This is a genomic window from Paenibacillus sp. Pae15, from assembly GCF_024519685.1.
GTDB lineage: Bacteria > Bacillota > Bacilli > Paenibacillales > NBRC-103111 > Paenibacillus_G > Paenibacillus_G naphthalenovorans.
Genome location: NZ_JALJRM010000001.1, coordinates 253,247 through 263,996, shown reverse-complemented (window position 1 = coordinate 263,996; position 10,750 = coordinate 253,247). Strand labels below are relative to the sequence as shown.

Genomic DNA, 10,750 nt, shown 5'->3' with positions numbered 1-10,750 from the left:
TATGGCTAAAATTCGCGTGGGCAGAGTCGGAGAACAAATCAAAAAAGAGCTGAGCCAAATCATCCAGTCGGAGTTAAAAGACCCTCGGATCGGTTTTATTACGGTGACGGGCGTGGATGTAACGAATGATTTTTCTCAGGCGAAGGTCTTTTTGAGCGTTCTCGGCACCGATGAGCAGAAGGAAGAAACGTTGAAGGGACTGACCCGCAGCACCGGTTTTATCCGTTCGGAGCTCGGCAAGCGAATTCGGATGCGCAAGATACCGGAACTCCTGTTCAAATTCGATGAGTCGATTGATTACGGTTCTAAGATTCAAGGGCTCCTTCAGCAAATTAAACAGGAGAACCCGAATATATGACCGTCGGTTACGAAGCTCAGCTCCGATCAGCGGCTGAGTTTATCCGCAATAACGATGATTTCCTGGTGGTATCCCATGTCCAGCCTGACGGGGATGCCTCCGGTTCCACGTTCGCTATGGCATGGCTGCTGAAGTCCCTTAATAAAAAGGCCACGTTGATCAATGAGGGCCGGATTCCGGAGAAGTTCATGTACATGGCCGGCTCGTTTTCTGTCATACCTTACGAATTGGAACGTCCCGAACGGACGTTCAGGACGATTATTTCGGTCGATTGTGCTGATTTTGAGCGTATCGGCCAAGTACGGAGCTGCTTTGCCCCGCAATGGCAGCTCTTAAATATCGATCATCATGCGACAAACGATAACTTCGGGCAAGTCAATCTGGTCCGGGCCGATGCTGCAGCTACAGTCGAGGTGCTGTACGATCTGGCACTGGAGCTTGGCGTCGAGCTGACCCGTGAGCTGAGTATTTGCATTTATTCCGGTCTTCTTACCGATACGGGCGGCTTCCGTTACGCCAATACCACTCCCAAAGTGCTGCAAATTGCCGCCGACATGCTGGCGCGCGGCGTGCAAGGACACAAGCTCGCCGAAAGGCTGCTCGAAACGATGACTTACGGTCAGGTTTCGCTGCTCAAGCGGAGCTTGAGTACATTGTCTTTCGCCCATAATAATCGGGCGGCCTGGCTGTATGTGACACTGGACGATTTGTCGTCCACCGAAGCGACCTCTGAGGATATGGACGGGCTGGTGAACTATGCCCGTAATGTGGAGGGCGTGGAGGTCGGTATGCTGTTCAAGGAGAAGCAGCCCGGATCTGTAAAAGTAAGTCTGAGGTCAGCGGGCCAAGCGGATGTGGCTGCCATTGCCAAGCGGTTCGGGGGCGGCGGGCACGTTCGTGCCGCGGGCTGTACGATCAGCGGCAGTCTCGAGGAAGCGATTGAGCAAGTAGTCAAGGAAGTAGGGAAGGAGCTCTCATGACGCTCGAAGGCATTTTACCGATTTGGAAGCCGAAAGGCTTTACTTCTCATGATGTGGTGGCAAAGGTTCGCCGGATCATACGAATTAAACGAATCGGCCATACGGGCACACTGGATCCTCAAGTGACCGGCGTGCTGCCGCTTTGTATCGGGCGTGCGACCCGGTTGGTCGAGTACGTGCAGGAAATGCCCAAGGCATACGAAGCCGTACTCCGTCTGGGTCTTTGTACGGATACGCAAGATATGAGCGGACAAGTGCTTCAAAGATTGGAGAATCCTGGAGGAAGGGTGACTCCTCAGCAGGTGACCGAGACGATAGCACAGTTCGTTGGAACGATGGAACAAGTGCCGCCTATGTATTCCGCTGTGAAAGTGGAGGGCAAGCGCTTATACGAGTTGGCGCGGCAAGGCGTTGAAATCGAGCGCAAGGCACGCACCGTTACGATCTATAGTATAGAAGTGCTGAAAACGGATTGGTCGGGAGAATTTCCCGAAGTCCGGTTCCGCGTGAAATGTTCCAAGGGTACGTACATCCGGACGCTGTGCGCCGACATTGGTGCAGCGCTCGGAATCCCTGCGGTGATGGGAGAGTTGGTGCGAACGTCTTCGGGCAACATCGGTCCGGAGCAGTGCTTGACCTTGGAGCAGGTGGAAGAGCTTCACGAACGGGGGGCGCTGTCGGATAAGCTGATACCTATGGAACATGTGCTGAGCTGTTTGCCATCGGTCCGTTTGGATGATGAATCAGCCCGAAGAGCGCTGTCAGGACAAAAAATTCGTTTGGAGCCGGCTCATTGGCCGCAGACGGACAATTCACAAGCGGATTCCGGCAAACCTATTGCCGGATTCTCCGGCGAAGGCCGGTTGATCGGTATTTTTGAATGGGATCCGCGGCGCGGACTTTTATTACCAAACAAAATCTTTTCTTGAAGATGGGCGGCAAAGCGTGCCCTATAAGAAATGTAGGTGAAATAAAATACGATGCATACGGTACAGCTAACGTTTCCGCTCCCTGAGGCGTGTGTTGCAGACTCCCGGGTGCTGGCTATCGGCGAATTTGACGGCGTACATCTCGGTCATCGGGAAGTGATCCGTCGTGCGGTCGAGCGTGGGGCCGAATTGCGCCTTCCGGCTGCCATTATGACGTTTCATCCGCATCCCCGTCAAGTGCTGGGGATAGATAAATACACTCAACTGCTGACACCGCTTGCTGCCAAAAAGGAGCAGCTTGAAGCACTTGGAGTTCATACGACGTACATCGTCGATTTTAACGAAACTTTGATGCGGGTATCCCCTGAGCAGTTTGTTGAACAAATGCTTATTCCTTTGAGGGTGAATACCGTATTTGTCGGGTTTGACTTTACCTTCGGCTTTAAGGGCGCGGGCACATCGGACACGCTTTGCAATCTCGCTGGAGGGCGCTTTGCCGTAGAGGTGGTACGTCCGTTCGAGCTTCGCGGAGAAAAGGTGAGCAGTACGCAAATCCGCAACCTGCTTCTAAGCGGCGACGTTCAAGAAGCCGGTCTTCTTTTGGGCCGCCCGTACAAGCTTCAAGGGAGAGTAGTTCACGGAGACGGCCGCGGCCGCACGATCGGGTTTCCCACGGCTAACATTGAGGTGTCGGAAGACTATGTGATTCCGGCCAATGGCGTGTATGCCGTTGTTGCAACCGTTCGGGGACGTAAAGTAGGCGGCGTTATGAATGTCGGAGTCAAGCCGACATTCGATACCGGCCTGCTGCAGCCGGTATTGGAAGCGCATTTGTTTGACTTCTCCGATATGGTTTATGGTGAGACCATAGAGGTGGAGCTGCTCGGATTTATTCGACATGAAAGGAAATTTGGCTCCGTTCAGGAGCTGATTTCCCAAATCCGCCAGGATGCGGACCAAGCGCGTTTCATCATAGCAGAACGCAGATCCATGCAAAACTTATAATATGATTTTACTTTTACAGATGGAATATGATATACTTTGTAACGTTGCCCGAGTGCATATCTCTGGGGATAACAAGCGGGACAATAGAGAAACCTTGGCGTGGAGAATCGAACACTCCAACGATCTCTGGGCCAAAGGAGATTAGATTATTTATGGAGGTGAATTGGAATGGCATTGACTCAAGAACGCAAGCAGGAATTAATCCAAACTCATAAGACGCATGAGAACGATACAGGATCTCCTGAAGTGCAAATCGCAATTCTTACGGAAAACATCGTCAATTTGACCAACCATCTGAAGACGCACAAGAAGGACCATCACTCTCGTCGCGGCTTGCTCAAGATGGTAGGCCAGCGCCGTAAGCTGCTGACGTACCTCAAAAACAAAGACGTTCAGCGTTACAGCGCCTTGATCGAAAAGCTCGGCTTGCGCCGTTAATTTACGGTCATAACAAAAGCAACCACGCTTGTCCTTTGTGCACGCCAGGCCTATGGCGATGGATGCATAGGCTTGCGGGGTTGCTTTTTTTCGGCTACTATTTTCGCAAAAGAAGGAAATACTAATCATTATGCAGAATGCATTATAGATAAACTCGATCCGGCCGCCGCGGTAATTTTCTCCGAAGACGGTCGCTAACACTACATAAGCGATTTCTCGTGTATATGTTTTTTCATGGAGCGAACGCAAATTTTTAGGAGGTTGTTTATGGAGAAGAAGGTGCAAATGGATCTCGGGGGGCGTCCGCTGATTCTTGAAACCGGACGTTTGGCCAAGCAGGCCAACGGAGCTGTTTTAGCCCGCTACGGTGAGACGGTCGTGCTTTGCACGGTTACGGCATCGGCTGAACCGAAAGATTTGGATTTTTTCCCGCTGACGGTAAACTATGAGGAACGGCTTTATTCTGTAGGGAAAATTCCGGGGGGATTCATCAAGCGGGAAGGACGTCCGAGCGAGAAAGCCATACTCGCCAGCCGTTTAACGGATCGTCCGATTCGGCCGTTGTTCCCGGAAGGTTTCCGTAACGATGTGCAGGTCGTAGCGATGGTCATGAGCGTGGATCAGGAATGCGCGCCGGAGATTACGGCGATGATCGGCGTATCCGCGGCGCTCAGCATTTCGGACGTGCCGTTTCACGGTCCGATCGGCGGTGTGATTGTCGGAAGGGTAGATGGACAGTTCGTCATCAATCCGACAGTGGAACAGGCCGAGAAAAGCGACATTCATCTGGTAGTGGCCGGGACCAAGGATGCCATTATGATGGTGGAAGCCGGTGCGGAAGAAGTTCCCGAGGAAGTGATGCTCGAAGCGATCATGTTCGGGCATGACGAAATCCGTAAAATCGTTGCCGTACAAGAGCAATTTGCTGCAGAAGTCGGCAAACCGAAGATGGAAGTCAAGCTACACAGCGTGGACGCGGAAGTGAGCCAGGCGGTTCGCGAGTTTGCAGCTGCCCGTCTGATCGAAGCGGTGAAGGTTCCAGAAAAGCACGCCAGACAAAATGCGATCGATGCGGTAAACAACGATGCTATAGAGCACTTTGCCGCAGTTTATGCAGAAACTCCGGAAAAGATGGCGGATGTGAAAGAAACGCTTTACGATATCGTAAAAGAAGAAGTGCGCCGTTTGATTACGCACGACAAGGTGCGTCCGGACGGACGCGGATTGGAGGAAATCCGCCCGATCGAGTGCGACATCAATCTGCTGCCTCGTACGCATGGATCAGGACTCTTCACCCGCGGCCAAACACAGGCGCTCAGCGTTTGTACGCTTGGGGCACTGGGCGATGTGCAAATTCTTGACGGGCTGGATTTGGAAGAATCGAAACGGTTTATGCATCATTACAACTTCCCTCCGTTCAGTGTGGGCGAGGCGAGGCCGTTGCGTCCTCCGGGTCGTCGTGAGATCGGTCACGGAGCGCTTGGCGAACGTGCGCTTGAGCCGATTATTCCTTCGGAATCCGAATTTCCTTATACCATTCGGCTTGTTTCGGAGGTATTGGAATCCAACGGTTCGACGTCGCAAGCAAGTATTTGCGCCAGTACACTGGCTTTGATGGACGCAGGCGTTCCGATCAAGGCGCCGGTGGCAGGTATTGCCATGGGACTGATTAAAGATGGAGATCACTTCTCCATTTTGACAGATATTCAAGGGATGGAAGACCACCTCGGCGATATGGACTTTAAAGTGGCCGGTACGGCCAAAGGCGTTACGGCACTGCAAATGGACATCAAAATTGACGGCATTGACCGGGCTATCTTGTCGCAGTCGCTGGAGCAGGCCAAGAAAGGCCGAATGTTCATCCTGAACAAAATGCTCGAGCGCATCGATCAGCCGAAATCCCAGTTGTCGCAATATGCGCCGAAAATTGTCACGATGCAGATCAATCCGGACAAAATCCGCGATGTCATTGGAGCAGGCGGTAAGATCATCAACAAAATCATTGAGGAAACCGGCGTGAAAATCGATATCGAGCAGGATGGCCGTGTGTACATTGCCTCGTCGAACGAGGAGATGAACGAGAAGGCTCGTCAAATCATCGAAGGCATCGTCCGCGAAGTCGTTGTAGGAGAAACCTATCTTGGCACGGTCAAGCGCATCGAGAAATTCGGCTGCTTTGTTGAAATTTTACCGGGCAAAGAAGGATTGGTGCACATCTCGCAGCTGTCTACCGAACGCGTTGGCAAGGTAGAGGATGTAGTGAAGATCGGTGACGCGATTACGGTTAAAGTCACTGAAATTGATGCCCAGGGCCGCGTGAATTTATCGCGCAAAGCGGTATTGACGGCACAAGTTCCGGCACAAAACTAAATCTCATAGTCTTAATAAAGCGGGAATGAAGAAAGAGTCAGAGCAGTCTGTCTCTTTTTTGTTTGGCCTGTTGGTTCTCCGGTTCTAACCTTGTCCCAAAAGGCATATGAATGGGACAAATGAGGAACGACAGGAGAATGCGAAATGAAACGCTACCAGTTGTTGTTCACAGCAGCTTGCTTCGGTGCGGTGCTTGTCTTGGTGCAGCAATCGCCTCAAGTGGAACGATTTGTGCAGCATGCGATACAAAGCAGTGCCTCAACGAATCTGATCGGATCTCCTCTGGGCCAATTAGCCAGGCAGGTATGGCGAGAAGACCCGGATACCCGTAAAGCGAAGCTGCTCGAGCATATTCAAGCGGAGGCGAAGCGGCTGAACGTTGCACCGATTAACGCGAAGGTCGACCGGGTTTGGAAGGCGATACCCGGATATAACGGACTTGAAATCGATGTGGAGAAAACGTTGGAGCTTGCCGAGCGGGAGTCGTTTCCAGATCCGCCCAAGCTTCTTTTCAGGGAGGTTCCTCCTCAAGTCGGCTTGGAGCAGCTCGGGCCTCATCCGGTCTACAAGGGGAATCCGAATAAGCCGATGGCTGCTTTTATGATCAACGTCGCTTGGGGGGAAGAATATTTACCGGTCATCCTGGAGACGTTGAAGAAAGAAAATGTGCGCGCAACGTTCTTTTTTGACGGATCGTGGCTTCGTAAAAATATTCCCATGGCCCGGACCATCATGGAGCAGGGGCATGAGATGTCCAATCACGCGTATTCCCATAAGGATATGAGTAAATTAAGCCGGGCGCAGGCATTCGCCGAGATCAGTAAAACCGAAGAACTGTTAAAGCGGGAACTCGGTGTAGACAATAAGCTTTTTGCACCGCCTTCCGGGGACTTCAATCAGACTACGGTGGAGATCGCGCACAGCATGAAGCTGAGAACCATCCTTTGGACGCTCGATACCGTAGACTGGAAAAACCCTGAACCTTCCAGCATCGTCCGTAAAATTGAGACAAGAATAGAACCCGGCTCGCTTATTCTCATGCATCCGACCTCCTCCAGCAGTAAAGCGCTCCCGGGAATGATTCGCGTGATCAAATCCAAGGGGCTCCAGCTTGGCACCGTCAGTGAAGTCATTTCCCCGCAGCGGGTGCCCAAGGTTGAGTCGGCTGAATATTAATGTTAATATCTAAATATTATGCGCAAGCGTATCATTCATAGCAGGACTTAAGGAGGCTCGATGGCTTGGACAAATATACGCTTAACAATGGGCTGAGAGTCGTGGTAGAGAAAATACCGACAGGCCGCTCGGTGGCTTTCGGCATTTGGGTCAAAACCGGATCTCGCGATGAAAATGAAACGAACAACGGTATCTCGCACTTGATTGAGCACATGCTCTTCAAAGGTACGGATAAATATTCGGCAAAGGATATTGCCGAAATTTTCGACGGTATCGGCGGCAACGTGAATGCATTCACGTCCAAGGAATATACCTGCTATTATTGCAAAGTGCTTGATGAGCATCTGCCGATGGCGGTGGAAGTATTAGCCGATATGTTCTTCCGTTCCACGTTTGACCCCGTGGAGCTGGAGAAGGAAAAAAATGTAATCTATGAAGAAATCTCCATGTATGAAGATACGCCGGACGATATGGTTCACGATTTGATTGCCAAAGCGGCTTTCGGCAACCACTCGCTCGGATATACGATCATCGGCACGCAGGACAACTTGGCGGCCATGAGTTCCGATACGCTCAAGAATTATATGAAATCCCGTTATACGATAGAGAATACGGTGGTCAGTATTGCCGGTAATGTAGATGACAACGTCGTTGAACTGATTGAACGTCATTTCGGTGAATTTTCCGTTCAAGGCGGGGACCGCATCACGCCTCCGCCAGGATTTCGCAGCGACCTTCAGTATTTTCAGAAAAAGACGGAACAAAACCATATCTGCCTTTCGTTCCCGGGTTTTTCAGCCAAGGATGATCAACTGTATGCAATGATTCTGCTGAATAATGCGATCGGCGGAGGGATGAGCTCCCGGTTGTTCCAGGAAATTCGCGAAAAGCGCGGACTTGCCTATTCCGTGTACTCTTATCATACGGCTTATCAGGATGGCGGCTTGTTCACGATTTACACCGGAACGGCTCCAAAGCAAACAGAAGAGGTGCTTAAGATTACAATGGAGCTCCTCGCTGATTTGAAAGCAAACGGCTTAACGCCGGCGGAGCTGAAAAAAGGCAAGGAACAAATGAAGGGCAGTCTCATTCTAAGTCTCGAAAGCACCAGCAGCCGTATGAACCGTCTCGGCAAGAACGAACTGATGCTGGGTAAGCATTACAGCTTGGATGAGATGATCGAGCGGATTGAAAGGGTAGAGATGGAGCACATTCAACAGCTGACGGCAAGGCTGCTTTCCGAGCCGTTCGCTTTGGCAATGGTAGGGCAAACGGATGAAGCCATCGCCGGGTTCGGGAGGGATCGCCTTGTTTAATGCATTTGAAGTTAGAATCAAGCGTCTCCCGGGCAATGAGGATATCCCGCTTCCACAGAAAATGTCCCAGCTGGCAAGCGGGTTCGATCTGTATGCCGCGGTAACCGAGCCTGTGACGCTTGAGCCGGGCGCCCGGGCACTGATTCCTACCGGTTTTGCGCTTGCCATGCCTGACGAGCTGGAGGCGCAAATCCGGCCTCGCAGCGGGCTGGCATTCAAACACGGCATTACCTCCCTCAACAGCCCCGGGACGATTGATGCGGATTACCGGGGAGAAGTGAAGGTGCTGCTGATCAATCACGGTCAGGAGCCCTTCATTATCGAGCGGAAGGAACGGATTGCGCAGATGGTTTTCCAACTGGTGCCGCAAATCCGGCTTACGGAAGTTGAAGAACTGGACGATACGGTGCGCGGAGCAGGAGGCTTCGGGCATACGGGCACAAAATAATATCATATCCCGGAAGAAGGCGTTCTCCCGTTCCAAGCCACGGCTCGGAATGGGAGAACGTTTTTTTTTGTTCAGGAGAAGATGCGGCAGGGGCATTAGCCGGATTTTTTCAGAGTTCCGCTGTTTCCCGGCCGGCCCCTTGGAACCCATCTTTGGGCTTACGCATAAGATGTTTTATCGAAAGCGACATAGAAAGAGGTGAGAATGATGCTGACCGGGATTCATGTGGCGCTGATCGGCGGCGATGCCCGTCAGCTCGAAGTCATACACAAATGCTCCGAGCTGGATGCTACCGTAGTGCTGATCGGATTCGACAATTTGCAAAACGGGTTCAGCGGAATCACCAAGGCAGAACTGACGCCCGAGGTTCTTGAGGGAATGGATGCCGTCATTTTGCCTGCTGTAGGTACGGACGACTATGGACATGTAGAAAGTCTCTTTGCTTCAAAGGAATTGCGTATAGAGGGTAAACATATAGCGGCGCTGCCGAAGAAGGCAAAGGTATTTGCCGGCATGGCGAAGACTTACTTGCGTGAACTGTGTACCAAGGAGGGTATAGAGCTGATAGAGCTATTTGACCGGGATGATGTGGCCATATACAATTCGATACCCACCGCCGAAGGCGCCATCATGATGGCGATTCAAAATACGGATATTACGCTGCACGGTTCCGAATCGATGGTGCTTGGTTTTGGCCGGACAGGGATAACGGTAGCCAGAACACTGCAGGGCATGGGCGCCAGAGTGAGGGTTGGCGTGAATAAACCGGAATATTATGCCAGGGCCTTGGAAATGGGGATGAACCCTTTTTATACCAAGGACCTGATCACCAATGTATCTCATGTCGACTTGCTTTTCAATACCATTCCGTCGATGATTATTACGGCCCAGATTATAGCCAACATTCCTCATCGAGCCGTCATTATCGATCTGGCCTCGAAGCCGGGGGGAACGGATTTCCGTTTTGCCGAAAAACGGGGAATCAAGGCGATCCTTGCCCCCGGGCTTCCGGGCATCGTTGCGCCGAAAACGGCAGGACGCATCATTGGCGACACCATTACGCGGATTATTATGGAGGATGCAAATTCAAGGAGGAATAGGTAAAATGAATTGGCAGGGTCTTACGGTAGGTTACGCTATGACGGGCTCTCACTGCACTTTTGAAGAAGTTATGCCGCAAATCCGGCGTTTTGTGGATGCGGGAGCCAAGGTGATTCCTATTGTATCCAATACGATCATGACGACGGATACGCGATTCGGAACGTCGGAAAGTTGGCAAAAACAGTTGAAACAGATCACAGGAAATGATATTATTTCTTCAATTGTAGATGCAGAACCGCTCGGACCTTCGAAGCTGCTGGATGTACTGGTTATCGCTCCATGTACAGGCAATACGACAAGTAAATTGGCCAATGCCATGACAGAGAGCCCGGTACTGATGGCGGCGAAGGCGCAAATGCGCAACGGCCGGCCGCTGGTGCTGGCGATATCGACGAATGACGGGTTGGGCCTGAACGCGATGAATGTGGGCAAGCTGCTCATTACGAAGAATATTTATTTTGTCCCTTTCGGTCAGGACAATCCGCAAGCCAAACCGAATTCGCTTGTGGCCCGGATGGACTTGATTATGGAAACGTGCGAAGCGGCGCTTCAAGGCAAGCAGCTGCAGCCGATGCTGATTGAACGGTTTAATTACTGATCATACATTTTACTTATATCATCATAGGGGA

At 51.5% G+C, this 10,750-nt stretch carries 11 protein-coding genes; all 11 read left to right on the top strand.

The features are described from left to right. Position 1 precedes the first annotated feature (1 nt). The 11 genes from rbfA (at position 2) to NR121_RS01200 (ending at position 10,719) form a co-directional block, all read left to right on the top strand. Complete coding sequence (gene rbfA, locus NR121_RS01250) at positions 2–358, top strand: 30S ribosome-binding factor RbfA (RefSeq protein ID WP_062408003.1); 357 nt, start codon at positions 2–4, stop codon at positions 356–358. Then, positions 355–1,338 carry a DHH family phosphoesterase gene (locus NR121_RS01245; protein ID WP_174350603.1) on the top strand — a complete coding sequence of 328 codons (984 nt, stop codon included), beginning with the start codon at positions 355–357 and terminating at the stop codon, positions 1,336–1,338. Before rbfA ends, NR121_RS01245 begins: the two co-directional genes overlap by 4 nt. After that, positions 1,335–2,267 carry a tRNA pseudouridine(55) synthase TruB gene (gene truB / locus NR121_RS01240; protein WP_054818105.1) on the top strand — a complete coding sequence of 311 codons (933 nt, stop codon included), beginning with the start codon at positions 1,335–1,337 and terminating at the stop codon, positions 2,265–2,267. The genes NR121_RS01245 and truB overlap by 4 nt, the downstream gene beginning before the upstream one ends. Before the next feature lie 51 nt (positions 2,268–2,318). Then, positions 2,319–3,272, top strand: coding sequence for a bifunctional riboflavin kinase/FAD synthetase (locus NR121_RS01235; RefSeq protein ID WP_054818106.1), 954 nt, complete (start codon positions 2,319–2,321; stop codon positions 3,270–3,272). Between the two features lie 168 nt (positions 3,273–3,440). Beyond that, positions 3,441–3,710, top strand: coding sequence for a 30S ribosomal protein S15 (rpsO, locus tag NR121_RS01230; protein ID WP_062408008.1), 270 nt, complete (start codon positions 3,441–3,443; stop codon positions 3,708–3,710). Between the two features lie 267 nt (positions 3,711–3,977). After that, positions 3,978–6,080, top strand: coding sequence for a polyribonucleotide nucleotidyltransferase (pnp, locus tag NR121_RS01225; RefSeq protein ID WP_062408010.1), 2,103 nt, complete (start codon positions 3,978–3,980; stop codon positions 6,078–6,080). A gap of 144 nt (positions 6,081–6,224) precedes the next feature. Next, positions 6,225–7,256, top strand: a complete 1,032-nt coding sequence (locus tag NR121_RS01220) for a polysaccharide deacetylase family protein (RefSeq protein WP_054818108.1) — start codon at positions 6,225–6,227, stop codon at positions 7,254–7,256. Positions 7,257–7,321: 65 nt separating this feature from the next. Next, a complete protein-coding gene (locus NR121_RS01215; protein WP_074728459.1) occupies positions 7,322–8,572 on the top strand; it encodes a M16 family metallopeptidase in 1,251 nt (416 codons plus the stop codon). Next, positions 8,565–9,020, top strand: a complete 456-nt coding sequence (dut, locus tag NR121_RS01210) for a dUTP diphosphatase (RefSeq protein WP_256830222.1) — start codon at positions 8,565–8,567, stop codon at positions 9,018–9,020. The genes NR121_RS01215 and dut overlap by 8 nt, the downstream gene beginning before the upstream one ends. Before the next feature lie 207 nt (positions 9,021–9,227). Further along, positions 9,228–10,124, top strand: coding sequence for a dipicolinate synthase subunit DpsA (gene dpsA / locus NR121_RS01205; RefSeq protein WP_062408012.1), 897 nt, complete (start codon positions 9,228–9,230; stop codon positions 10,122–10,124). 1 nt (position 10,125) lies between these two features. Beyond that, positions 10,126–10,719, top strand: coding sequence for a dipicolinate synthase subunit B (locus NR121_RS01200; RefSeq protein WP_054818110.1), 594 nt, complete (start codon positions 10,126–10,128; stop codon positions 10,717–10,719). Positions 10,720–10,750 lie beyond the last annotated feature (31 nt).